The sequence below is a fragment of the Sphingomonas cannabina genome (assembly GCF_021391395.1).
Taxonomy (GTDB): domain Bacteria; phylum Pseudomonadota; class Alphaproteobacteria; order Sphingomonadales; family Sphingomonadaceae; genus Sphingomonas; species Sphingomonas cannabina.
In genome coordinates this window covers 763,698-787,902 of record NZ_CP090059.1, presented here as the reverse complement: position 1 = coordinate 787,902, position 24,205 = coordinate 763,698, and the positions used below count along the sequence as shown (strand labels likewise).

Sequence of the window (24,205 nt, the reverse complement as noted above, 5' to 3'; positions counted from 1 at the left end):
TGGGGCCCTTCCGCATGTCTCGGCGCGCAGCGTCGCGCGTCCGAGGCTAAAGCTTCCTCATTTCGTCATATTTCGCAAGTGCAAAAATTTCATTGCGGAGCAGCAAAGCTCCTCCCCGGCACGGGGAGGGGCTTTTTATCGCCTGAACCGCGCCAGATACCCTTCGATATCCGCCGGATCGAACACCGCCCCGTCGAAGAAGCGGTCCGGGCCCAACGTCAGCGCGCCCTGATGGGCGCCGACCGGCAGCGGCGCGGCGAGGGCGCCTTCCACCTTCATGCTGGCGCCCGGCATCGGCTGGCCGGCGCCGCCGAGCGCGCGACGGTAGATGTCGGAGCGGAACACTTCCGCCGCCTGGCGCTCGTTCGCGGCGCTCGGCTTCACCATCCCCCAGCGCACGAGCTGCGAATAGATCCACAGCGCCTGGCTGCGCCACGGGAAGCCCGCCGCCTCGCGGTGGAACAGCATGAAGTCGGGCGTATCCACCGGGGCATCGCCGCAGTGCAGTACGATTCGGCCGGCAAGCGCGGCGGTGATCAACTCGGCGCTCTGGCCGACATGCTCGGGCCGCTCGAGCAGCGCGGCGAGCTCCTCGCGATTGGCGGGATCGTCGCACCACGCCGCCGCCTCGGCGAGCGCGAGGAGCAGGCGGTCGACCGTCTCGGGATTCGCCTCCAGCCAGTCGGCGCGGGTCGCCAGCACCTTCTCGACGCCGCGGCGCCAGATGTTGACGCCGACGGCGATGATCTCACCCAGCCCTTCCGCCACCGCGACGCTGTTCCATGGCTCGCCCGCGGTGAAGCCGTCGATCTCGCCGAGACGCAGCGCCTCCGCCATCAGCGAGGGCGGCAGCACGCGCAGGCTGACGTCGCGGTCCGGGTCGATGCCGGCATAGGCGAGCCAGTAGCGCAGCATCAGCGCGTGGCTGGAGAAGCGGTGGACGATACCGATCACCGGCTTGCGGCGGTAGAGGCCGATCGCGTTGGCGAAGTCATGCGCGGTCGCCTCGGGATCGCGGACGCGCTGGACGGGATCGGGATCGAGCGCGGCGGTGAACTCGCTGCCCATCACCAGCGCGTTGCCGTTGAGGTTGAGCTTGAACGGCGCGGCGAGCGCGGCGCGGTGCTGGCTGAGGCCCAATGTCACCGCGATCGCGAGCGGGGCGAGCATGTGCGCCGCCTGGACCTGGCCGTAGACCAGCCGGTCGCGCAGCGTCGCCCAGGAGGTGGTGCGCGTGAGCGTGAGGTCGATGCCGTGCTTCTCGGCGAAGCCCTTGGCGTGCGCGACGATGATCGGCGCGCTGTCGGTGAGGGGGAGGAAGGCGATGGCGAGCGGGGTCATGGCTGCCCTCCCAGCAGGCTGTGCGCGGTGATCAGCGCCTCCGCCACGTCGACGATGCGCTTGTTCTGGTTCATCGCGGTGGTGCGCAGCAGCGCATAGGCGTCGGGCTCGGCGAGGCCGCGGGTCTCCATCAGGATCGTCTTGGCGCGGTCGATGGTCTTGCGGTCGGCGAGCGCGGTGCGCGCCTCGTCGAGCTCGGCCTGCATCCGGGCGAAGGCGTTGAAGCGGCGGATGGCGAGGTCGAGGATCGGCTTGACCCGCTCCTTGCGCAGGCCGTCGACGACATAGGCAGAGACGCCGGCGTCGATCGCGGCGCCGATCATCGCATCGTCCGACTGGTCGACGAACATGGCGATCGGCCGCGCCAGCGCGCGGCTCACCGCCAGCATTTCCTCCAGCGTGTCGCGACTCGGGCTGCCGAGGTCCATCAGCACGACGTCGGGGGCCATCCGCTCGATCTTGGCGACGAAGGCGCCCTGCGGCGGCACGACATGGATGTCGTCATAGCCGGCGTCGCGCAGCCCCTCCTCGAGCACGCTCGCACGCAGGCCGCTGTCATCGACGATCACGATCCGCACGGCAGAGCTTTCCCAGGCACGGGTGTGTCCCATGCATGGAGCGGGGGTGGCCGGTCAACGGCCGATCTCGATCGCCATCCCGGCGAGGGTCCCATCAAAGTATTACTTTGATGGGCGCCCTGAACGCCGGGATCTCAGGCGGAAACGCGATGCGGCACGAGATCCCGGCTTTCGCCGGGATGACGGAAGCTATGAATGAAGGTCAGGCGACGCGTTCGGGGAAGCCGGGCGCGGCGCGATGTTCCTCGTGCCAGCGCTTGCGCCAGGAGAGACCGGCCAGACCGAAGGGAATAGCGGCAAGGAGAGCGAAGATCAGCGTCAGGCGCAGGAACATGCCCTGCGGAAGCGCAGCCACAAAAGCCCCGGCGACGGCGACGAACAGCGCGATCGCGCCCCATTCGGGATGATGGACTCGCCGGAAGATGGCGCAGAGCAGCGCGCACAGGACGACGCCGACCGCCATGCTGCCCAATATCAGGCCAAGTGTCTCTATGACTGCGAAAATAATGTTCATGCGACCTCTCCTGAGGCCGCCGTGTCTTTACGGGCTTCTCGGGCCTTGCGGCCTCGGTGATTGTCATACTCCGATTTCGAGAAAAATGCAACTAAAATAGCAAGCTAGCCGAATCGATCGAGGAATCCGGCGAGCATCGGCTTGAGGCGGATGATCTCCTCGCGATGCGTCGCGGAGAGGCGTTCGAGCAGGTCCTGCGCCTTGGGCGTCAGCGCGATCAATGCGCGGCGGCGATCGGCGGGAGAGGCTTCGCGGCGGACCAGCCCCAGCGCCTCGAGCCGGTCGACGAGGCCGGTCGCGCTGTGCGGTTTCAGGATCAGCCGGTCGGCGAGGTAGCCGATCGTCACCTCCCCGCTCCCCGCTCCGCGAATCGCGAGCAGCGCCTGATGCTGCTGCGGCGTCAGGCCCCACTCCGCGGCGCGCCCTTCGCTGAACGCGAGGAATTCGCGGAGCAGGTGGCGGAAATCGGCAAGCGCCGCGTAGTCGGCATCGGTCAACTTGCGCCTCGTCGTCATCGGCACCTCATCGATTGAAATATATCGCGATGCGATATATCTGGCCCGCGTCTTCCCTCAAAACCGGTCCGAGGTCATGTCCGCGTCCGCAGAGCGTGCCGTCAATCCCCGTCATCTCGCCGATCACAGCGCCGATCGGCGGATGCTGATGCTCGCGGCGGCCGCGATCGTCGTCGGCACCGGGGGCGCGTTCGGGGCGTGGGTGCTGCTCAAGCTGATCGCGGTGGCGACCAACCTGTTCTGGTTCATGCGCCTTTCGACCGCGCCGGTCGAAATCACCGACAGTTCGGTGGGCGTCCTGGTCGTCGTCATCCCGGTGATCGGCAGCCTGATCATCGGGCTTATGGCGCGGTTCGGGTCGGAGAAGATCCGGGGGCACGGCATTCCCGAGGCGATCGAGGCGATCCTCTATGGCGAGAGCCGGCTGTCGCCCAAGGTGGCGCTGCTCAAGCCGCTGTCGTCGGCGGTGTCGATCGGCAGCGGCGGGCCGTTCGGCGCGGAAGGGCCGATCATCATGACCGGCGGCGCGATCGGATCGCTGTTCGCGCAGCGCTTCCGCCTCAGCGCCGCCGAGCGCAAGACGCTGCTCGTCGCGGGCGCGGCGGCCGGAATGACCGGCATCTTCGCGACGCCGGTGGCGGCGGTGCTGCTCGCGGTGGAGGTGCTGCTGTTCGAATGGAAGCCGCGCAGCTTCGTGCCGGTGGTGGTGGCGGTGCTCGCCGCGCTCGCCTGGCGGCCGCTGCTGCTGGGGGTCGGGCCGCTGTTCCCCTTCCCGATCGTCGAGGCTGAGGCGTGGTGGTGGAGCGCGGCGGCGCTGGGGCTGGGGGCGCTGGTGGGGCTGGAGGCGTCGCTGCTGTCCGCGCTGCTCTACCGGATCGAGGATGCGTTCCACCGGCTGCCGGTGCACTGGATGTGGTGGCCAGCGATCGGCGCGGTGGCGGTGGGGATCGGCGGGCTGATCGACGCGCATGTGCTGGGGGCGGGATACGGCAACATCCAGGCGCTGCTCGACGGGTCGCTGGCGATCCGCGTGGTGCTAGCGCTGCTGGTGGTGAAGGCGCTGGTGTGGCTGATCGCGCTGGGATCGGGCACCTCGGGCGGCGTGCTGGCGCCATTGCTGATCCTGGGCGGGGCGCTCGGCTATCTGGTCGGCTGCTTCCTGCCGGGGCCGCCGGGATTCTGGGCGATGATCGGCATGGCGGGGATCATGAGCGGCGCGATGCGGGCGCCGCTGACCGGCGCGCTGTTCGCGGTCGAGCTCACCGGGCATTTCGGCGCGCTGCCGCATACGATCGCCGCGTCAGTCGGCGCCTATGCGGTGAGCGTGCTGGTGATGCGCCGCTCGATCCTGACCGAGAAGATCGCGCGGCGCGGGCGGCACATCCTGCAGGAATATACGGTCGACCCGCTCGATTTCCTCCAGGCCGAGCAGATCATGACGCCGGAGCCGGCGACCTTGCCGGGCGCGATGTCGGTGCGTGATGCGGCGACCTTCTTCACCGAGCGGGCCGAGCATCGCAGCTATCCGGTGGTCGACGCGGAGGGACGGCTGATCGGGCTCGCCTCGCGATCCGATGCGCTGCGCTGGCAGGTGGACGGCGGCAACCTCCAGGCGCCGATCGCCGACGTGCTGTCGGACGCGTCGCAGCCCTTCGCCTTCCGCCACACACCGATCGGGGAGGTCGCCGACCTGATGGTGGAGACAGGGGTCGGGCGCATCCCGATCGTCGAGGGCGAGGATCGGCGCGTTGTCGGCATCCTTTCCCGCCACGATCTTCTCAAGGCACGCAGCGTCCGCCGCCGGGCGGAGCTGGAGCGGGTGCGGAGCTAAGTTACCTTGCCGCGAGCGCGGTAGCGTTCGTCGTCCCAGGCCCCGCTCGCAAGCAGGTCGGCGAGGATGTCGGCGGCGCGCCAGACCTCCTCGAAGCTGGTGTAGAGCGGGGTGAAGCCGAAACGCAGCAGGTCGGGGCCGCGGAAGTCGCCGATCACGCCGCGCGCGATCAGCGCCGCCATTACAGGGAAGCCGTCGGTGTGGGCGAAGGAGATATGGCTACCACGCTGGGTGCGCTCGCGGGGCGAGGCCAGCGTCAGACCGGGGCATTTAGCCTCGACCTCGGCGACGAACAGGTCGGCGAGCGCCTGGCCCTTGGCGTAAAGGGCCGTGGGATCGACGCCGTCAAACGTCGCCAGTCCCGCTTCCAGCGCCGCCAGCCCGAGGATCGGCGGGGTGCCGCACAGCCAGCGGCGCATCGTCGGGCAGGGGGCATAGTCATCGCCGAACTCGAACGGCGCGGCATGGCCCATCCAGCCGGTGAGCGGCGAGGTTAGCAGCGCCTGGTGCCGCTCGGCGACGTAGAGGAAGGCCGGCGCGCCGGGACCGCCGTTGAGGTATTTGTAGCCGCAGCCGACCGCGAGATCGGCGTTCGCCGCGCCGAGATCGACCGGTACCGCGCCGGCGCTGTGGCTGAGGTCCCACAGCATCAGCGCGCCCGCCCCTTGGGCCGCCGTCGTCACCGCGGCCATGTCGAACATCTCGGCGGTGCGGTAGTGGACGTGGGTCAGCATCACCACCGCCACCGTCTCGTCGATCGCCTCGATGATGCGGTCGCGTGGAGCCGTGCGCACCTCGACCTGGCCCCCGGCGGCGATGCCCTGGGCCATGTAGAGGTCGGTGGGGAAATTGCCCGGCTCGGTCACGATCACCCGCCGTCCCGGCCGCGCGGCGAGCGCCGCCATCAGCAGCTTGTAGAGATTGACCGATGTCGAATCGGCGACGACTACCTCGTCCGGCTTCGCGCCGATCAGCGGGGCGATCTTCGCAGCGACGCGGGTCGGCGCATCGATCCAGCCGGCGTCGTTCCAGCTGCGGATCAGCCCCTCGCCCCATTCGCGCTCGACCGTCTCCGCCATTCGCGCCGGAGTCGCCCGGGGCAACGCGCCGAGCGAGTTGCCGTCGAGGTAGATCACGCCCTCCGGCAGTGCGAACCGCTCGCGAAGCCGGCGCAGCGGGTCGGCGGCGTCGAGCGCCCGCGCCTCGTCCCGCGTCACAGCCGCGTCCGCACGCTGAGCAGCTCGGGGAAGAAGCCTTCCTTCAGCACGTTCGCGAGATAGGCGACGCCCGCGGTGCCGCCGGTGCCGGTCTTGAAGCCGATCACCCGCTCGACGGTCTTGAGATGGCCGAAGCGCCAGAGCTGGACGTGATATTCGAGGTCGACCAGCTTCTCGGCGAGCTCGTAGAGGTCCCAATGGCGGTCGGGATCGGCATAGACGGCCGCCCAGGCGCGCTCGACCGCCTCTGAGGCGACATAGGGCTGGGTCCAGTCGCGTTCCGTCGGGACGTCGAAGCCGCGCCGGGCGAGCAGGCGGATCGATTCGTCGTAGAGGCTCGGCCGTTCCAGCTCCGTGCGAAGCGCCGCCGCGACCGTGGGCTCGCTCTCGTGGATATCGACCATCTCGGGCTTCTTGTTGCCGAGCAGGAACTCGACATGGCGATACTGGTCCGACTGGAAACCCGAGGAGGTGCCGAGCTTCCCCCGCATCCTTGTGTAGTCGGCGGGGGTCATCGTCGCGAGCACCTCCCACGACTGGATGAGCTGCGACTGCACGCGGGCGACGCGGCTCATCATCTTGAAGGCCGGGGCGAGGTCGTCGGCGACGATCCGCTCGCGCGCGGCGCGCAGCTCGTGGAGGCAGAGCTTGAGCCAGATCTCCGATGCCTGGTGGATCGAGATGAACAGCAGCTCGTCGTGCGCGTCGCTGAGCGGCGTCTGGAGATCGAGCAGCTCGGGCAGGCGGAGATAGCTGCGGTAGGTGATTTTGGACATGCGCCTCCCCTACTCCGTTCGCCCCGAGCTTGTCGAAGGGCTGTCCTTTCTTCTACCGCAATTCCGTCAGCCCGAAGGGAGAGGATATGAAGACCCGCGCCGCCGTCGCCTTCGAGGCGAAGAAGCCGCTCGAGATCGTCGAGGTCGACCTGGACGGGCCCAAGGCCGGCGAGGTGCTGGTCGAGATCATGGCGACCGGCATCTGCCATACCGACGCCTATACGCTGGACGGGTTCGACAGCGAGGGCATCTTCCCGTCGATCCTGGGACATGAGGGCGCCGGTATCGTGCGTGAGGTCGGTGCGGGCGTGACCAGCGTGAAGCCGGGCGATCATGTGATCCCGCTCTACACGCCGGAATGCCGCCAGTGTAAGTCGTGCCTTTCCGGCAAGACCAACCTGTGCACCGCGATCCGCGCGACGCAGGGCAAGGGGCTGATGCCCGACGGCACCAGCCGGTTCAGCTACAAGGGGCAGCCGATCTTCCATTACATGGGCTGCTCGACCTTCTCGAACTTCACCGTGCTGCCCGAGATCGCGGTGGCGAAGATCCGCGAGGACGCGCCGTTCCAGACGAGCTGCTACATCGGCTGCGGCGTCACCACCGGCGTGGGCGCGGTGGTCAACACGGCAAAGGTGCAGGTCGGCGACAAGGTCGTGGTGTTCGGCCTGGGCGGCATCGGGCTCAACGTGATCCAGGGCGCGAAGATGGTCGGCGCGGACGTGATCGTCGGCGTCGACATCAATCCCGACCGCGAGGAATGGGGCCGCCGGTTCGGCATGACCCACTTCATCGACGGCAAGGGCAAGAGCCGTGAGGAGGTGATCGCCGAGGTGCTCGCGCTGACCGACGGCGGTGCGGACTACAGCTTCGACGCCACCGGCAACACCGAGGTGATGCGCACCGCGCTCGAATGCTGCCACCGCGGCTGGGGGGAAAGCATCATCATCGGCGTGGCCGAGGCGGGCAAGGAGATCGCGACCCGCCCGTTCCAGCTCGTCACCGGCCGGGTGTGGAAGGGCACCGCGTTCGGCGGCGCCAAGGGACGGACCGACGTGCCGAAGATCGTCGACTGGTACATGAACGGCAGGATCGCGATCGACCCGATGATCACCCATTTCCTGAACCTCGACGAGATCAACAAGGGCTTCGACCTGATGCATGCCGGCGAGAGCATCCGGTCGGTGGTGGTCTATTGATGCGGGTGCTCGTCCTCGCGGCGCTGGTCGCCGCCGCGCCTGCCGCCGCCCAGACGCCCGAAGCCGACGTCGCTCGCATCCGGGCGAGCGCGCCGTTCAAGGCGGCGATCGCCGACCTCGATCGGGGCCATGACCGGTTCGTCGCGGAGATCGTCGAGATCACCGAAATCCCGGCGCCGCCGTTCAAGGAAGCCGAACGCGCCAAGGCGATGGCGGAGAAGTTCCGCGCGGTCGGCCTTCAGGACGTGACGATCGACGCCGAGGGCAATGTCCTCGGCCTGCGTCCTGGTACCGATCCAGGTGCCAAGCTGGTCGTGATCTCCGCGCACCTCGATACCGTGTTTCCCGAAGGCACCGACGTGAAGGTGAAGCGCCAGGGCACCCGCCTCGCCGCGCCGGGCGTCGGCGACGACACGCGCGGGCTCGCGGCGCTGCTCGCCTATGCCCGCGCCCTCGATGCCGGCGGGATCAGGACGCGCGCGCCGATCCTGTTCGTGGCCGACGTCGGCGAGGAAGGGCGCGGCGACCTGCGCGGCGTCCGCTATCTGTTCACCAAGGGGCCGATGAAGGGGCGGATCGGCGCCTTCTTCTCGGTCGACGGCAGCGGCACGGCGCGGGTCACGCGCGCGGGGGTGGGGTCGAAGCGCTACCGCGTCACCTTCAAGGGGCCGGGCGGGCACAGCTACGGCGCGTTCGGGATCGTCAATCCGATGGCAGCGATGGCCGGCGCGGTGAGCGAGCTCTACCGGATCAAGCTGCCGGCGAGCCCGCGCACCACCTACTCGGCGAGCGTCACCGGCGGCGGCACCTCGGTCAACGCCATTCCCGACGAGGTGTTCGTCGACGTCGACATGCGCTCGGAGAGCGCGAAGGCGCTGGCGGCGCTGGAGAAGCGTTTCCTCGGCATCGTCAAGGCCGCGGTCGATGCCGAGAACGCCGCGCGCTCGACCCGCGTCGGCAAGATCACCGCCGAGCCGGAGGTGATCGGCGACCGCCCCGCCGGCGCCACGCCGGCCGGCGATCCGCTGGTGAGGGCCACCGCGGCGGCGGTGCAGGCGTTCGGCTATGCGCCGGAGTTCGACGCCTCCTCGACCGACGCCAACCTGCCGATGAGCCTCGGCATTCCGGCGGTGACGATCGGCTCCGGCGGCAGCGGCGGACGCGCCCATGCGCCCGATGAATGGATCGACGTCGCCAAGCCGGAAAGCGTGCGCGGACTGTCGGTCGGGCTGCTCGCCCTGATCGGCGCGGCGGGAATGGCGCCGTGAGGCCGTTGCCATCGCTGACCGCAGGATGATTCCACGCCGAAGCAGGCGCGAATGATGTCAAAGGGCGAGCGACCAGGTCTGCCCGATCAGGTCCTTGCCGAAGGAATGGTGCGGTGCCTCCTCGACCAGCGTGAAGCCGGCACGCACGTAAATGCTGCGGGCCGCCGCGAGGACGCTGTTGGTCCACAGGTCCAGCCGCTGGTATCCGAGCGCCCGTGCCCGCTCGATGCAGGCCGCCACCAGCATCTTGCCGACGCCGGCGCCGCGCGCGTCGGGCTCGACGTACAGCAGGCGCAGCTTGGCCACGCCCGGCTCGTCCCCGCGCACGAGGAAGATCGATCCGGCCATCCGGCCGTCGATCTCCGCGATCCAGGCGGCGTCGCGGGCGGGATCGAACGACTGGTGGAAATCGGCGAGGATGCGCGCGACCAGGGCTTCATAGTCGCTGTTCCAGCCATATTCCTCCGCATAGAGGATCGCCTGCCGCGCGATGACCAGGCCCATGTCGCCGGGCCTCAAATCGCGCAGTGTCACTGCCGGTGCGGTCTCGGCCTCGAAGATGCGGGTAATGGTAGCAGCCGCCGAAAGCAGGCGCCGCCGACGGGTTTGCGGCAGCCCTTCGAGCAGCGCACCGATCGCGGCGCGCGTGTTTCCCTCCAGGGCGGCAAACGCCTTGCTCCCCTCCTCCGTGAGTGAGAGCAGCTGCTGGCGGCCATGGGCCGGGTCCTCGCGCGATGCCACCAACCCGCGTGTCGCTAGCCGCTTCACCGTGCGGCTCATCTGCGCGCGATCGACGTTCAGCGCCCGTGCGATCTCCGCCGCCGTCGGATCGGTGCGGTGTGCGAGTTCGTAGAGGATCCGGGCCTCGCTCAGCGTGAACGGGCTGCCGTCGAGCCTTGCGTGGAGAAGGCCGAGCCGGCTGGTGTAGAGCCGGTTGAATGCGCGCAGGTCGGCGACGGCGCTCTCGTGCTGATGCGTCATGCGCGGGCTCCGTAGTGTTGATGCAGTCAACACTACGAATGTTGATCGAGTCAACACCTATCCGCGCGGGATCACCCTCGCGCCTTCGCCGCCGCCCGGAACCTGTGCAGCAGCGGCTCGGTGTAGCCGTTGGGCTGGGTCAGTCCCTCGAAGACCAGCGCGCGGGCGGCCTGGAAGGCGAGGCTTTCCTCCTCATGGCCCGCCATCGGACGGTAGAGCGGGTCGCCGGCGTTCTGCGCGTCGACCTTCGCCGCCATGCGCCGGAGCGCCGCGTCGACCTGCTCCGGCGTCGCCACGCCGTGCAGCAGCCAGTTGGCGATGTGCTGCGAACTGATGCGCAGCGTCGCGCGGTCCTCCATCAGGCCGACGTCGTCGATGTCGGGCACCTTGGAGCAGCCGACGCCCTGGTCGATCCAGCGCACGACATAGCCGAGGATGCCCTGGGCGTTGTTGTCGAGCTCTCGCGCGACCTCCGCCTCGCTCCAGTTGCGGCCGCCGGCGAGCGGCACGGTCAGCAGCCTGCCGAGCGCGGGGACCGGCTCGCCCGCGATCTCGCGCTGGCGGGCGAAGACGTCGATCTGGTGGTAGTGGAGCGCGTGCAGCGTCGCCGCGGTCGGGCTCGGCACCCAGGCGGTATTGGCGCCGCTCGTCGGATGGGCGATCTTCTGCGCGAGCATGTCCGCCATCCGGTCGGGCGCGGCCCACATGCCCTTGCCGATCTGCGCCTTGCCGGAGAGGCCGCAGGCGAGGCCGATGCGGACATTGCGATCCTCATAGGCCTTGATCCAGTCGGTCCCCTTCATCTCGGCCTTGGGCACCACCGCGCCGGCGTGCATCGAGGTGTGGATCTCGTCGCCGGTGCGGTCGAGGAAGCCGGTGTTGATGAAGACGATGCGGTCCTTCACCGCGCGGATGCAGGCGGCGAGATTGGCCGAGGTGCGGCGCTCCTCGTCCATCACCCCGACCTTGATCGTGCGGCGGGCGAGGCCGAGCAGGTCCTCGACCGCGTCGAACAGGCGGTCGGTGAAGGCGACCTCGTCGGGGCCGTGCATCTTGGGCTTGACGATGTAGACCGAGCCGGCGCGGCTGTTGCGCAGCTTGCCGAGCCCTTTGAGGTCGTGGAGCGCGATCGCGCTGGTCATGATCGCGTCGAGGATGCCCTCCGGCGCCTCGCCGCCGTCGGGGAGCTTCACCGCCGGTGTCGTCATCAGGTGGCCGACGTTGCGCACGAACAAAAGGCTGCGGCCAGGGAGCACGAGGTCGTCGGCGTTGGGGCGCTGGTAGGTGCGGTCGCCGTTCAGGCGGCGGGTCATCGTCTTTCCGCCCTTTTCGAACGTATCCTCGAGATCGCCACGCATCAGCCCGAGCCAGTTGGCATAGGCCGCCACCTTGTCCTCGGCATCGACCGCGGCGATCGAATCCTCGAGGTCGACGATGGTGGTCAGCGCCGCCTCAAGCAGCACGTCGGCGATGCCGGCGGGATCGTCCCTGCCGATCGGGTGGGTGCGGTCGATCACCACCTCGATGTGCAGGCCATTGTGGCGGAACAGGAGGTCGTCGCCCTTCGAGCCGACGAACTGGCCGGGGTCGGCGAGGTCGAGGTCGCCGCTAATGAAATCCTTCCAGCTTCCCGACTTGAGCGGCACCGCCTTGTCGAGGAACTCGCGGGCATAGGCGATCACCTGGGTGCCGCGCTCGGCATCATAGCCACCGGGCTTGGCTGCGCCGGGCAGCGCATCGGTGCCGTAGAGCGCGTCGTAGAGGCTGCCCCAGCGCGCGTTGGCCGCGTTGAGGACGAAGCGGGCATTGAGCGCCGGCACGACGAGCTGCGGGCCGGCCATCGTCGCGATCTCGGGATCGACGTTCCGCGTGCCGATTGTGAACGGCGCCGGCTCGGGCACGAGGTAGCCGATCTCGCGGAGGAACGCCTCGCCAGCCTCACCGCCCTCCACCAGGCGCGTATCGATCGCCGCCTGCAGCGCGTCGCGCCGGGCGAGCAGCTCCCGGTTCTCCGGAACGAAGCGTTCGAAGATCGCCGCCGTGCCCGACCAGAATTCCTCCGCCGCGATCCCCAGCGGCGGCAGCACCTGCTCCTCGACGAACGCGGCCAGGGGAGCGGCCACCGACAGGCCAGCGCGGGGAACATAGGTCATCGCAGAATGCCTCCAACGGAACGAACGGGCCTGGGGAGGCCCCCGCCGCTTAAGCCGATCCGGCCTGGGGGATCAACCTGAGGGTGGATTTGTAACCGGTTACAGCGCACGCTATCGGGCGATGAGCGCCGAGTCGGCAGGACGAAACGACAGGGAGGATGGCTTGAACGGCACGACGATCACGCGGCGCGGCGCGCTGATGGCGGCAGGGACGGTGATCGCCTGGGCGCATTCGCCGGCGCGCGCGCTGCTGCTCCAGGCGGGGAAGGATGGCGGATCGCACGCGGCGATCGACGCGCTGGTCGGGCGGATGACAGTCGAGGAGAAGTGCGGGCAGCTCACGCTGATGGCCGCCGCCTGGGCGGGCGCGGGGGCCAATGCGCTCAATCCGCCGCAGGCCGGCGCCGGCTTCGAGGCGCAGCTCGAGGAGGTGCGCAAGGGGCGGCTGACCGGCGTTTTCAACGGCAACGGCGCCGAGATGGCGCGGCGGATGCAGACGGTCGCCATGAAGGAATCGCGGCTGAAGGTCCCGCTGATCTTCGCCGCCGACGTGATCCACGGGCACCGCACCGTCTTCCCCGTCCCGCTCGCCGAGGCGGCGAGCTTCGATCCCGCGCTCGCCGAGCGCACGGCGCGCGTCGCCGCGGTCGAGGCGGCGGCGGCGGGGATCGACTGGACCTTCGCGCCGATGGTCGACATCGCCCGCGACCAGCGCTGGGGCCGCGGGGTCGAGGGCGCGGGCGAGGACGTGCTGCTCGGCATCGACATGGCCGCCGCGCGGGTGAAGGGCTTCCAGGGCAAGTCATTGTGGGACGACGACGCGGTCGCCGCCTGCGCCAAGCATTTCGCCGCCTATGGCGCGGCCGAGGCGGGGCTCGATTACAACAGCGTCGACGTCTCCGAGCGGACGTTGCGCGAGGTCTATTTCCCGCCGTTCGAGGCTGCGGCCGCGGCGGGCGTGCCGACCTTCATGGCCTCGTTCAACGAGCTGTCGGGCATTCCCGCCACCGGCAACCACTGGCTGCAGACCGAAGTGCTGCGCGGCGAATGGGGCTTCGGCGGCCTCGTCGTCTCCGATTATACCGGCGACGAGGAGATGATCGCGCACGGCTTCGCCGCCGACGCGCGCGAGGCGACCAGGCTCGCCTTCATGGCCGGCGTCGATATGAGCATGCAGAGCGGCTTCTATATCCAGCACTTGCCGCGGCTGGTGAACGAGGGCGCGGTGCCGATGGCGCGGCTCGACGAGGCGGTGCGGCGCGTGCTGGCGCTGAAGACGAAGCTCGGGCTGTTCGACGATCCGTTCCGCCGCCTCGATCCCAAGCGCGAGAAGGCGCGCTCGCGCACCCGCGCCAACCTGGCGGTCGCGCGCGACGCGGCGCGCAAGTCGATCGTGATGCTGCGCAACGAGGGCGAGCTGCTGCCGCTCCGCAAGTCTGGGCAGCGGATCGCGCTGATCGGTCCCTTCGCGGAGGGGAAGCACGACCTGGTCGGTCCGTGGAACGTCTATGGCGACAACGGCCAGGCGGTCGATATCGCCACGGGCATGCGTGCGGAACTGACCGACGCAACGGCACTGACGGTGACGCCCGGCTGCCAGCCGTTCGCGCCTATCCCGGGCGGCATCGACGCCGCGGTCGCCGCCGCGCGGGCGGCGGACGTCGCGGTGCTGGTGCTCGGCGAGACGCAGGACATGTCGGGCGAAGCCAAGTCGCGCACCTCGCTCACCCTCCATCCCGCGCAGCAGGCGCTGGCCGAGGCTATCGCCGCGACCGGCAAGCCCTATGTCGTGCTGCTCAAGAACGGGCGCGCGCTGGAGCTGCAGGGCGCGGTGCTGAGCGCGCCGGCGCTGCTCGTCACTTGGTTCCTCGGCAGCGAGACTGGCCCGGCGATCGCCGACGTGCTGTTCGGCGAGGAGGGGCCATCGGGACGCCTGCCGGTCAGTTTCCCGCAGGAATCGGGGCAGGAGCCGTTCTATTACGCGCACAAGGCGACCGGCCGGCCCAATCCCGAAGGACCGCTCCAGCCCTACAAGGCGCATTTCCAGACGGTGAGCAATGAGGCCCGCTTCCCGTTCGGCCACGGCCTCACCTACGGCCGCATCGGCTATGCCGACCTTGCGAACGGCGGCGGCCGGCTGGCCTGGGATGGGGTGATCACCCTCACCGCGCGCGTCACCAATTCGGGCAAGCACGAAGCGTGGGAAGTGGCGCAGCTCTACATCCACGACCGCGCCGCCAGCATCACCCGGCCCGTCCGCGAGCTGAAGGGTTATCGCAAGATCCGCCTGGCGCCGGGCGAGTCCGCGACGGTCAGCTTCACGCTGCGGCGCCGGGACCTGGAGTTCGTCGGCCAGGCGATGGAGCGCACGGTGGAGCCCGGCCTCTTCGACTTCTGGATCGGGCCCTCGTCAGCCGATGGGCTTCGGGGCAGTTTCGAGCTCCTCGCGGGCTAATCGCTGCTGTTCCAGCTCGTCGACGATGCGGTCGTGGACGTCGCGGCGGAGCGGGTTGAGCGCGATGCACAGCGCCGACAGCGCGAAGCCCAGTGCCGGCACCGCGAGCACGATCCAGCGCATCCCCGCCAGCGTCTCGGCCGACTGGCCGACGTTGGCGCGATAGCCGATCGCGTCGAACATCGCCCCGAACAGCCCGCCGGCGGCACCGAACGCGACCTTCTGCACCAGCGCGGCGACGCCGAAGGTGGTCGCCTCGAACCGCTGACCGGTGGCGCGCTCGCCATATTCGATCGTGTCGGGCAGCAGCGACCAGAAGGCGAAGTGCATCCCCATGATCGCCACCTGCAGCGCGACGAACAGCGCCTGCATCGCCAGCACGCCACGGATGTCGAGCCACGCCACGGCTCCTAGCGCCGCGAGGCCGCCACCGGCCGAAAGCAGCCACACTATCCGCGCGCCGAGATGGCGTCCAGCCACCATCCACAGCGGCACCGCAAGGCCGCCGGCGAACCCCATCACCGCCAAGGCCTGCCGCCCCGCCTCCTCGTGGCCGACGACATATTTGAAGTAATAGAGGATCGACTTGCCGAACACGGTCGCGGCGAAGGTCATGCAGATCATCGCGGCCATCAGCGACAGGAAAGCTGGATTGGTGGCAAGATTGCGCAGGCAGTCACCGAGGAAACGCAGGATGGCGCCTTGCTTCGGCGCCGGCGGCGCCGCCTCCTCGATCGCGAGCGCCACCGGCAGCAGGATCGCGACCCCCGCCAGCGCGAACAGCGCCGCGACGGCGAGGAAACCCATGGAATTGTCCGGCCCTCCCCCGACAAGCGCCGCCATCGGCTGCGTCACCAGCGCGACCGAGATGGCGGCGATCGTGCCGAACATCATGCGCAGGCCGGCGATCGAGGTGCGGTCGCGGCTGCTCGAGCTGATCCGCGCAGTCAGCGCCGAATAGGGCACGTTCACCACTGCATAGAGCGTGCGGAACAGGAGGTGCACCGCCAGCATCGCACCGAGCAGCAAGGTGCCGGTGAAGGGCAGCGGCAGGTAGAGCAGCACGAAGGCAGCGCCCAAGGGCAGCGCACCCCAGACCAGGAAGCGGCGATAGCCCCCTTCCCGGCACCGAGCCGGTCCGCCGACAGTCCCACCGCGAAATCGACCAGTCCGTCCCAGATCGACGGCAGCATGTAGATCAGCGCCGCCTGGCCGATCGGCAGGCCGACCACGTCGGTATAGTAGAACAGGAGATAGAGGGTAATGCTCTGCCAATAGAGGTTGAACGCGAGGTCGCCGAGCGCGAAGCGGGTGCGCTGCCAGAAGCTGAGCCTTTGCCCCGTGCGGTCGCCAGCGGTGGTCATTCGCCCGATGTAGCGGGGCTGGATCACCATCGGGAAGGCCCCACTGTCTCTCTCCCATTGGGAGAGGGAAGGAGCCGCCGGAGGCGGCGGGAGGGTGAGGGCGACTTCGGCTGGCGATGGTCACCCTCACCCTCCCACTCGGCTAGCGCCGAGCGGGCCCCTCCCTCTCCCAAGGGGAGAGGGAAAGAACTGGCCTGCCAGCCTTATGGGCGCGTATAGCGGCGGGATGGATGCCCGCCCTGCCGCTGCGCCGACGCCGAAGACGATCCGCCGCGAGGATTATCGCCCGCCCGCCTGGCTCGTGCCGACGATCGCGCTCGACTTCGACCTCGACCCCGCGCGTACGCGGGTTCGCGCCACGCTCACCGTAGAGCGGAACGGGGATCACTCGGAACCGCTGCGCCTGGATGGCGACGGACTCACACCGCTCGCGGTGCGCGTCGACGGCAGCGACGCCGACTGGTCGCTCGACGACGGCGCGCTCGTCGTCCCGCTGACCGGCGACCACCACAGCGTCGAGACCGAGGTCGAGATCGCGCCCGAGATCAACACCCAGCTGATGGGCCTCTACGCCTCGGGCGGGCTGCTCTGCACGCAATGCGAGGCGGAGGGGTTCCGCCGCATCACCTTCTTCCCCGATCGGCCCGACGTGCTCAGCCGCTATTCGGTGCGGATGGCCGCGGACAAGGCGCGCTTTCCGATCCTGCTCGCGAACGGCGATCCGGTCGCCTCGGGCGAGCTGGAGGGCGGCCGGCATTGGGCGCAGTGGAACGACCCCTTCCCCAAGCCGAGCTATCTGTTCGCGCTGGTCGCGGGCGATCTCGTCGCCAACCGCGCGACCTTCACCACCCGGTCGGGCCGCGAGGTGCAGCTCGGCATCTGGGTGCGCGCTGCCGATCTTCCCAAGACCGATCACGCCCTCCACGCGCTCAGGACGGCGATGAAGTGGGACGAGGATGTCTATGGCCGGGAATACGACCTCGATGTCTTCAACATCGTTGCGGTTGACGACTTCAACTTCGGGGCGATGGAGAACAAGGGGCTGAACATCTTCAACAGCCGCTACATCCTCGCCGACCCGGAGACCGCGACCGATTACGACTATGACGCGATCGCCGCCGTGGTGGCGCACGAATATTTCCACAACTGGTCGGGCGACCGCATCACCTGCCGCGACTGGTTCCAGCTGAGCCTCAAGGAAGGCTTCACCGTGTTCCGCGACCAGAGCTTCTCCGCCGACCAGGGATCGGCGGCGGTCAAGCGGATCGAGGACGTGCGCAGCCTGCGTGCCGCGCAGTTCCCCGAGGATGCGGGGCCGCTCGCCCACCCGGTCCGACCCGACGAATATATCGAGATCTCGAACTTCTACACCGCGACCATCTACAACAAGGGTGCCGAGGTCATCCGCATGATGGCGACGCTGCTGGGGCCCGAGAAGTTCCGCGCCGCGACCGACCTCTATTTCGACCGGTTCGACGGCACCGCCGCCACGGTCGACGATTTCGTCGCCTGCATGGAGGAGGCGGGAGGGATCGATCTCGGCCAGTTCCGCCGGTGGTATGCGCAAGCCGGCACGCCGCGCCTCGCCGCGCGCCTCAGCCATGATGCCGAGCGGCGGCGCGCGGTGCTGAAGCTCGAACAGTCCACCCCGCCGACGCCGGGCCAGCCGGTCAAGGAGCCGCTGGTGCTGCCGCTCAGGCTCAAGCTGTTCGGCGCCGACAGCGCGAAGCCGCTCATCGACGAGCGGCTGGAGGTGTTCGCCCACGCGAGCGCGGAGGTGGCGTTCGAGGGGCTGGCCGAGCGGCCGGTACTGTCGATCAACCGCGGCTTTTCCGCGCCGATCATCGTCGACAGCGATCGCACCGCCGCCGACCTCGCCTTTCTGTCGGCGCATGACGACGATCCCTTCGCCCGCTATGAGGCGATGCAGCAGCTGATGCTCGACACGCTGGTCTCCGCGGTCAGCCGTGGGCGCGCCGATCACGGGCCGGTGCTGGAGGCGATTCGCAACACGCTGACCGATTCAGCGCTCGACGCGGCGTTCATCGGCGAGGCGGTACTGTTGCCGTCCGAGAGCTTCATCGGCGACCAGATGCCGGTGGTTGATCCCGAAGCAATCTATCAGGCGCGCGAAGCGTTGCGGCATGACATCGGTCGGACGCTCGAGCGCGAGTGGCGCGCGGCCTATGAGAAGACCCGCGCCAACCGCTTCGAATATTCCCCCGCAGCCAAGGGCGCGCGGCGATTGAGGACGGTGGCGCTCGGCTTTCTCGCGGCGAGCGGGGCGGAGGATGCGGCGGCGCTCGCCTTCGCGCAGTTCGAGGCGGCGGACAACATGACCGACCGCCAGGGCGCGCTGACCACGCTCGCCAATGGCGACGCCGCCGAGCGGGCGACGGCGCTCGACCTGTTCTATCGCCGCTATCGCGACAATGCGCTGGTGCTCGACAAATGGTTCTCGACCCAGGCGCTGTCGACGCGCGACGATACCATGGCGGCGGTCGAGGCGCTGGCGCGGCATCCGGACTTCACGCTCGCCAATCCCAATCGCGCCCGCGCGCTGGTGGGGGCGTTCGGGGTGAACCAGCGGGCGTTCCATCACGCATCGGGAGGCGGCTACCGCTTCGTCGCCGATCAGCTGATCGCGCTCGACAAGCTCAACCCGCAGACGGCGGCCAAGCTGCTGCCGCCGCTGGGACGCTGGCGGCGGTTCGACGCGGCGCGGGCGGAGGCGATGAAGGCGGAGCTGAACCGTATCCTCGCCGTGCCGGGGCTCAGCAAGGATATGTTCGAGCAGGTCAGCAAGAGCGTGGAGGGATAGGCGCGTCCGGCGGAGGGGGCGCCGGACGCGCCGGTCCGGCCAGGCGAGAGCGGGGAGCACGCCCGGCCGGGACGAAGTCGATTACTGCTGCTGCTCCGGCTCCTGCTTGGCCGCCCGCTTCGTGACCGAACCCTTCCCCATCGCGGAGACGAGCACGTCGCCCGAGCCGGTGAAATTGGAGACGGGCAGCGTCGCGAGCCGATCGCCGACCTGGACGACCACGCCGGTGACCGCGCCGCGCGCGGTGGTCTTCAGCGACTGGACGGTGCCGATCAGCCGTTCGCGTGCGTCGACCACCGGCATTCCCGGCCGTGCGACGAAGTTGCCCGTGCCGCTGCCCGCGGCATTCCCGGCGAGCGCGAGCGTGTCGTCGCCCATCGAACCCGCCGCACCGCCCGAGCCGGCTGCGTTGCCCGATCCGCTCGCGCTGCCGAGCGTCCCCGCCCGATCGCGGACTGCGCCAACGGTTGAGCCGACGCCGTCGCGCGCGTTGCCGACGAGGCCGCGCCCGGCGCCGACTGCCTGGCCGGCCGTGCTGCGCACCGCATCGGTGCCGATGAGCTGGGCGTCGGCGCCGCCCGAGGCCGATCCCGAGCCCGACGCACTGCCGCTCAGCGCGCGGTCGGCGACGGTGCCATCGAGTGCGCCCGAGCCGCTGCCGTCGGCGCTGCCGCGCGCATGGACGCGGCCGCTGCGCCGGTCGACCGAGCGCTCGGCGCGGGCATTGCCGTCGCCGGTGATGCGGCCCGAGCTAGTGGTGTCGATAGTGCGGCCGAGCGTACCCCCGAGCCCGCCGCCGAGCGTACCGCCCAGCTGCCCACCCAAGCCGCCGCCTAGCCCGCCGCCGCCGAGCAGCTGCGCCGACGCCGGCGCCGAAGCGAATACGAGCGCGACGAGCGCGCCGCCGATCACGATCCTGGCCATTTCTTCGTCCTCCGTGACATGATTCCATCGGGCGCCGATCGGCGCCTCGTCACGAGAACGGCAGGGCTTCGCGATTTAATCCCGATGCCGGAATTTATTTGCGGGTCGCGCAGTCGCCGCAGACGAGGCCGCGGCCGTAGACGGGATCGGGGCCGCGCGTGCCGAGGTCCTTCGCAGCCGCGTCGACCGCGGCGAGACGGCCCCCTGCACGCGCGATCGCCGCGGCGACGAGCGGAACGGCGAAGGAGGTACCGCGCACCCGCCGCGCGCGGCCGCGTGCATCGAGCGCGACCATGTCGGCGCCGGGTGCGGCATAGTCGAGATGGGCGGCGCGGCCTGCCTCGATCAGCGCCCGGCCGCGACCATCGACGCCGGTGACGGCGACCACGCCCGGATAGGAGGCGGGATAGGCCGGCGGCGCCGCCGGCCCGTCGTTGCCGACCGCGGCGACGATCACCATCCCGCGCGTCTGGGCGGCGGCGACCGTGCGCGCAAGCAGCGGATTGGGCGGGCCGACGAGGCTGATCGCGACCACCGGCGCGCGCTCGCCCGCCAGCCAGCCGAGCGCCCGCGCGATCGCCACCGCGCTGCCGCCGGCGCGGTCACCGCCATAGACATCGGCAACGAGCAGGCCGGCTCCCGGCGCGCCGCCGCGCACTGGTCCGCCACCAGCGATCAGCGAGGCGACCGCGGTGCCGTGATCGCTCGGCCGTGGCGCGCCGGCGGCAAAGCCCTGCTGGCGCACCGGCCCGCCGACGCCGCGGCCGACGCCGCTGTCGATCATGCCGACCACGATTCCCTTGCCAGCCGCCGATGCCCGAGCCTCCTGCGCCGCCGTGCCAAGGCCGCCGCTCTCGAAATGGAGCACGTCCGCCGATACGGCGGCGACAGGCGCGAGCCGGCGTGCCTCGCGCATCGCCTCGGCGAGGCTGCGGCTTTCGGGGATCGCCAGCCGGGCATAGCCGACGCCCAGCCCTTCCACCTCGGCCTGCTCGATAAGGCGATACCCCCTGCCGGCGAACAGCGAGAGCGTCGCGGCATCGGGATCGGTCAGCACGATCTCGCCCGCGCGCGCGGGCTCGCCATTATCGTCGAGCGCGATGCGGCCGCGGCTCTCGCGCACCAGCCGCGCGAACCGATCGAGCCGCGCGGCGGCGAGCGCTTGCGGGGGCAGGTCACGGACGCGTTCGACGACTTCGCCCGTGGTCCGGCCGATGCCATCGACGATCTCGCCCGGCAGGCTGCCGACCGGCCCTGGCAGGCTCGGCAGCTGCGGCACGAGCTGCGCCTGCGCGGCCGCCGCCGTCAGGGCCGCGAGCACCAGCGTCAGCGCGAATCGCATCGTCATCCGGAACATCCTAAGAGAAAATATCGAGGACAGGGATGAAACGAGCGGGGCCGTCCGTTTCATCCAGGAAGCGTAAGGAGGAGGCATCCTGAGGTTCGAGGACGACGTGCTGGCGCTGCTGCCGCGGCTGAGGCGGTTCGCCCATGCGCTCGCCCGCTCGCCGAGCGATGCCGACGACCTCTGCCAGACCGCTGTCGAGCGGGCGCTGACGGCGCGCGCGGGGTGGCAGCCGGGGACACGATTGGACAGCTGGATGTACCGCATCATGCGCAACGCCTGGATCGACACCGCCCGCGCCCGCAGCCGCGCCGCGCAGACCTTCGTCGCGGAGGAGGCGGGGCTGATGGTGGGCGATGCGGGCGACCGAGCTATCGAGGCCGCGGTCGAGCTCGACCAGGTGATGCGGGCGATGGCGCGGCTGCCCGACGAGCAGCGCGAGGCAGTGGCGCTCGTGCTGGTCGAGGGGCTCGCCTACAAGGAAGCCGCGGCGGTGCTCGACATCCCGATGGGCACGCTCACCTCTCGGCTGGTGCGCGGGCGCGAGGCATTGATGCGGCAGCTGGGGGAAGCGGCATGACGATCGAACCGGAAATGCTGATGGCCTATGCCGACGGCGAGCTCGACCCGCTTGCTGCCAAGCGGGTCGAGCTCGCGATCACCGCCGATCCGGCGCTCGCCGAGCAGGTGGCGGCACATCGGCGGCTGCGCGCGCGGATCGCGGGCAGCTTCGCGCCGGTCGCGGAGGCGGCGGTGCCGGAGCGGCTGACCACGCTGCTCAAGCCTGACAATGTCGTGCCGCTGCGTCCGCGCGCGCGCCCGCGCTTCGATCTGCGCTGGATGGCGGCGATTGCGGCCAGCCTGGTGATCGGACTCCTGATCGGCCCGATGCTCAGGCCAGGCGCGCCGGTTGAGGTGGGGCCGATGGGGCTGGTCGCATCGGGCGATCTCGCCCGCGCGCTCGACACGCAGCTCGCCGCGACCCAGGGCGATGCGCCGATCCGGGTGATCGTGAGCTTCCGCGATTCCTCGGGCGCGATCTGCCGCACCTTCGCCGGACGGGCGACGAGCGGGATTGCCTGCCGGGAGGGCGACGACTGGTCGCTCCGCCGCACCGTCTCCGGCGCGGCCGAGGCGCACCCCGACTATCGCCAGGCCGGTTCGACCGATCCCGCGCTGATGGCGATGGCGCAGGACATGATGGCCGGCGCCCCGCTCGACGCCGCACAGGAACGCGCGGCGCACGATCGCAGGTGGCGCTGAGCCGTTACGCCATCACGTTCCGCCCGCGCGTCACCGTCGCGGTGTGGCCGACGCTGGCGTTGGTCGACCTGGCCTTCACCGTGTCGACGAACAGCCAGTCGTTGGTGACGCGGTCGGGCGTCAGCGTCAGCGCCATATAGCCGCGGCGCGAGACGTCGCACCATTTGAGCTCGCCGCTCGCCTTGACCAGCGCCGCCGCCATCGCCTTGGGATCGGCGGCCGCAGCGGATTCATAGCCCGGCGAGGTCACCGCCTGGCCGGCGAACTCGACGCCGGCGGGCTTGCCGTCGTTCCCGAGGTCGAAGGCCCAGGCGTTGTGGCTGTCGCCGGTGATCACCACCAGGTTCGCGCCGGCCGTCTGCGCCGAGGCGAGGAAGCGCTTGCGCGCCGCCGGATAGCCGCCCCAATTGTCGAAGTTGGAGGGCAGGCCGACCTTGGCCGCCATGATGCCGCTTTCCACATAGTTCCGGCTGCGCGCGGGCGCATCGGGCTTCAGCCAGCCGATCGCTTCCGCCGGCGCGCGCTGTTCGCCCATGATCGTGCCGAAGCCGACGACCTGCCAGCGCTGCCCCGCCTTCACCGAGCGCGCCATCGCGTGGGCGAGCCAGCTTTCCTGCGTGGTGCCGAGCATGGTCATGCCCGGGTCCATCCATGCGCCGTCGCGGAACTTGGTGAGCGCCGCCACCGGATCGGCGTCGCGAAACAATGGGGCGACGTCCGGCTGCGCGGTGCGGGCGAGCAGGCGCGTCTCGGTGCGGAACAGGGTCGCGAGCGTGCCGATGTCATAGGCCTTCCACGGCTCGTCGCTGACCGGCATCCATTCGCGATAGGCCTGGACCGCCGCGGCCTTGCGCAGGCTCCAGTCGCCTTCGTTCGGCTGGTGGTTCTGCGCGCCGCCTTCCCAGCTGTCGTTGGCCGATTCGTGATCATCCCACTGCACGATCATCGGCTTGACGCGGTGCAGCTCCTGAAGGTCGGGATCGGCGCGATAGCTGGCGTAGCGCAGGCGATAGTCGGCGAGGCTCAGAATCTCGCTGGGCGGCAGCGGCACGCGGCCGCCGACCGGCCCGCCCGGCGGGGCATAGCCGTCCGGCGCGTACTCGTAGAAATAGTCGCCGAGGTGGATCGAGAGGTCGATGTCGTCCCGCGCGGCGGCATGGCCATAGGCGTTGAAATAGCCATAGGGCAGGTTGGAGCAGGAGAAGATCGCCGCCTTGAAGGACGGCGTGGCGCCCTCCGGCAGCGTCCTGGTGAGGCCGACCGGCGAGAAGCTGCCGTCCGGCGCGACGAAGCGATAATGGTAGCGGGTCGCGGGCTTGAGGCCGTCGACGGTAACCTTGACCGTATGATCGCGCCAGGGGCCGGTGATCATCACCCCGCCCGCGGCGATGCGGGCGAAATCGGGCGTCTCGGCCACTTCGACCTTGAGCTCGGCGGTGCCGCCGTCGGCGGGGACATAGCGCGTCCACAGCAGCATCGTGTCCGGCCCGGGCTCGCCACTCGCGACCGAATGGGTGAAGCCCCGGAGCGCCGCGACGTTCGGCGTCTGGGCGAAGCCCGGCAGCGCGAGGCCGGCGATGCCGAGGATTCCGGTGACGAGCAGGCTGCGGCGGTCGATGATGATCATGAGCGTCCTCTTCAATCCGCGGGCCGTCTGCGC

At 69.8% G+C, this 24,205-nt stretch carries 18 protein-coding genes and 1 pseudogene; 7 read left to right on the top strand and 12 right to left on the bottom strand.

Annotated elements, in window-relative coordinates:
• Window positions 1–135 precede the first annotated feature (135 nt).
• The 4 genes from LZK98_RS03885 to LZK98_RS03870 all read right to left on the bottom strand — a co-directional run bounded on the left by LZK98_RS03885 (window position 136) and on the right by LZK98_RS03870 (window position 2,948).
• The gene (locus LZK98_RS03885; protein WP_233785093.1) at window positions 136–1,341 is read right to left on the bottom strand and encodes a CmpA/NrtA family ABC transporter substrate-binding protein; all 1,206 of its coding nucleotides are present in this window, start codon (window positions 1,339–1,341) and stop codon (window positions 136–138) included.
• Complete coding sequence (locus LZK98_RS03880) at window positions 1,338–1,919, bottom strand: ANTAR domain-containing response regulator (protein ID WP_233785091.1); 582 nt, start codon at window positions 1,917–1,919, stop codon at window positions 1,338–1,340. Before LZK98_RS03880 ends, LZK98_RS03885 begins: the two co-directional genes overlap by 4 nt.
• 202 nt (window positions 1,920–2,121) lie before the next feature.
• Complete coding sequence (locus tag LZK98_RS03875) at window positions 2,122–2,433, bottom strand: hypothetical protein (RefSeq protein WP_233785089.1); 312 nt, start codon at window positions 2,431–2,433, stop codon at window positions 2,122–2,124.
• 104 nt (window positions 2,434–2,537) lie between these two features.
• Window positions 2,538–2,948 carry a MarR family winged helix-turn-helix transcriptional regulator gene (locus LZK98_RS03870; RefSeq protein WP_233785087.1) on the bottom strand — a complete coding sequence of 137 codons (411 nt, stop codon included), beginning with the start codon at window positions 2,946–2,948 and terminating at the stop codon, window positions 2,538–2,540.
• Between the two features lie 76 nt (window positions 2,949–3,024).
• On the opposite strand from LZK98_RS03870, the gene LZK98_RS03865 reads away from it, so the two are divergent.
• Window positions 3,025–4,779, top strand: a complete 1,755-nt coding sequence (locus LZK98_RS03865; RefSeq protein ID WP_233785085.1) for a chloride channel protein — start codon at window positions 3,025–3,027, stop codon at window positions 4,777–4,779.
• Here LZK98_RS03865 and kynU read toward each other — a convergent pair.
• Both kynU and LZK98_RS03855 read right to left on the bottom strand, forming a co-directional pair.
• The gene (gene kynU / locus LZK98_RS03860; protein ID WP_233785083.1) at window positions 4,776–5,996 is read right to left on the bottom strand and encodes a kynureninase; all 1,221 of its coding nucleotides are present in this window, start codon (window positions 5,994–5,996) and stop codon (window positions 4,776–4,778) included. The genes LZK98_RS03865 and kynU overlap by 4 nt on opposite strands.
• Window positions 5,993–6,772 carry a tryptophan 2,3-dioxygenase gene (locus tag LZK98_RS03855; RefSeq protein ID WP_233785082.1) on the bottom strand — a complete coding sequence of 260 codons (780 nt, stop codon included), beginning with the start codon at window positions 6,770–6,772 and terminating at the stop codon, window positions 5,993–5,995. The genes kynU and LZK98_RS03855 overlap by 4 nt, the downstream gene beginning before the upstream one ends.
• An 86-nt stretch (window positions 6,773–6,858) precedes the next feature.
• Here LZK98_RS03855 and LZK98_RS03850 point away from each other — a divergent pair, with 86 nt between their 5' ends.
• Both LZK98_RS03850 and LZK98_RS03845 read left to right on the top strand, forming a co-directional pair.
• Complete coding sequence (locus tag LZK98_RS03850) at window positions 6,859–7,971, top strand: S-(hydroxymethyl)glutathione dehydrogenase/class III alcohol dehydrogenase (protein ID WP_233785080.1); 1,113 nt, start codon at window positions 6,859–6,861, stop codon at window positions 7,969–7,971.
• Window positions 7,971–9,239, top strand: coding sequence for a M20/M25/M40 family metallo-hydrolase (locus tag LZK98_RS03845; RefSeq protein ID WP_233785078.1), 1,269 nt, complete (start codon window positions 7,971–7,973; stop codon window positions 9,237–9,239). Before LZK98_RS03850 ends, LZK98_RS03845 begins: the two co-directional genes overlap by 1 nt.
• A 57-nt stretch (window positions 9,240–9,296) precedes the next feature.
• Here LZK98_RS03845 and LZK98_RS03840 read toward each other — a convergent pair whose 3' ends face one another.
• Window positions 9,297–10,220 carry a bifunctional helix-turn-helix transcriptional regulator/GNAT family N-acetyltransferase gene (locus LZK98_RS03840; protein WP_233785076.1) on the bottom strand — a complete coding sequence of 308 codons (924 nt, stop codon included), beginning with the start codon at window positions 10,218–10,220 and terminating at the stop codon, window positions 9,297–9,299.
• Between the two features lie 71 nt (window positions 10,221–10,291).
• The gene (locus tag LZK98_RS03835) at window positions 10,292–12,373 is read right to left on the bottom strand and encodes a malate synthase G (RefSeq protein ID WP_233785075.1); all 2,082 of its coding nucleotides are present in this window, start codon (window positions 12,371–12,373) and stop codon (window positions 10,292–10,294) included.
• Window positions 12,374–12,572: 199 nt separating this feature from the next.
• On the opposite strand from LZK98_RS03835, the gene LZK98_RS03830 reads away from it, so the two are divergent.
• The gene (locus LZK98_RS03830) at window positions 12,573–14,828 is read left to right on the top strand and encodes a glycoside hydrolase family 3 N-terminal domain-containing protein (protein ID WP_233786500.1); all 2,256 of its coding nucleotides are present in this window, start codon (window positions 12,573–12,575) and stop codon (window positions 14,826–14,828) included.
• Here LZK98_RS03830 and LZK98_RS03825 read toward each other — a convergent pair.
• A pseudogene (locus LZK98_RS03825) lies at window positions 14,784–16,192 on the bottom strand (MFS transporter). The gene LZK98_RS03830 and the pseudogene LZK98_RS03825 overlap by 45 nt on opposite strands.
• Before the next feature lie 226 nt (window positions 16,193–16,418).
• On the opposite strand from LZK98_RS03825, the gene pepN reads away from it, so the two are divergent.
• Window positions 16,419–19,013, top strand: coding sequence for an aminopeptidase N (gene pepN, locus LZK98_RS03820; protein WP_233785073.1), 2,595 nt, complete (start codon window positions 16,419–16,421; stop codon window positions 19,011–19,013).
• Window positions 19,014–19,094: 81 nt separating this feature from the next.
• On the opposite strand, the gene LZK98_RS03815 is transcribed toward pepN, so the two are convergent.
• Window positions 19,095–19,937, bottom strand: coding sequence for a hypothetical protein (locus LZK98_RS03815; protein WP_233785072.1), 843 nt, complete (start codon window positions 19,935–19,937; stop codon window positions 19,095–19,097).
• A gap of 94 nt (window positions 19,938–20,031) precedes the next feature.
• Window positions 20,032–21,285 carry a S8 family serine peptidase gene (locus LZK98_RS03810; RefSeq protein ID WP_233785070.1) on the bottom strand — a complete coding sequence of 418 codons (1,254 nt, stop codon included), beginning with the start codon at window positions 21,283–21,285 and terminating at the stop codon, window positions 20,032–20,034.
• 88 nt (window positions 21,286–21,373) lie between these two features.
• Between LZK98_RS03810 and LZK98_RS03805 the strand changes: the two genes are divergently transcribed.
• Window positions 21,374–21,862 (top strand): sigma-70 family RNA polymerase sigma factor, encoded by a 489-nt coding sequence (locus LZK98_RS03805; RefSeq protein ID WP_233786499.1) that lies wholly within the window; start codon window positions 21,374–21,376, stop codon window positions 21,860–21,862.
• Window positions 21,859–22,545 (top strand): anti-sigma factor family protein, encoded by a 687-nt coding sequence (locus LZK98_RS03800; protein ID WP_233785068.1) that lies wholly within the window; start codon window positions 21,859–21,861, stop codon window positions 22,543–22,545. The genes LZK98_RS03805 and LZK98_RS03800 overlap by 4 nt, the downstream gene beginning before the upstream one ends.
• Window positions 22,546–22,549: 4 nt before the next feature.
• Here the strand turns inward: LZK98_RS03800 and LZK98_RS03795 are convergent, their stop codons facing one another.
• Complete coding sequence (locus LZK98_RS03795; RefSeq protein ID WP_233785066.1) at window positions 22,550–24,172, bottom strand: alkaline phosphatase D family protein; 1,623 nt, start codon at window positions 24,170–24,172, stop codon at window positions 22,550–22,552.
• Window positions 24,173–24,205: the final 33 nt, after the last annotated feature.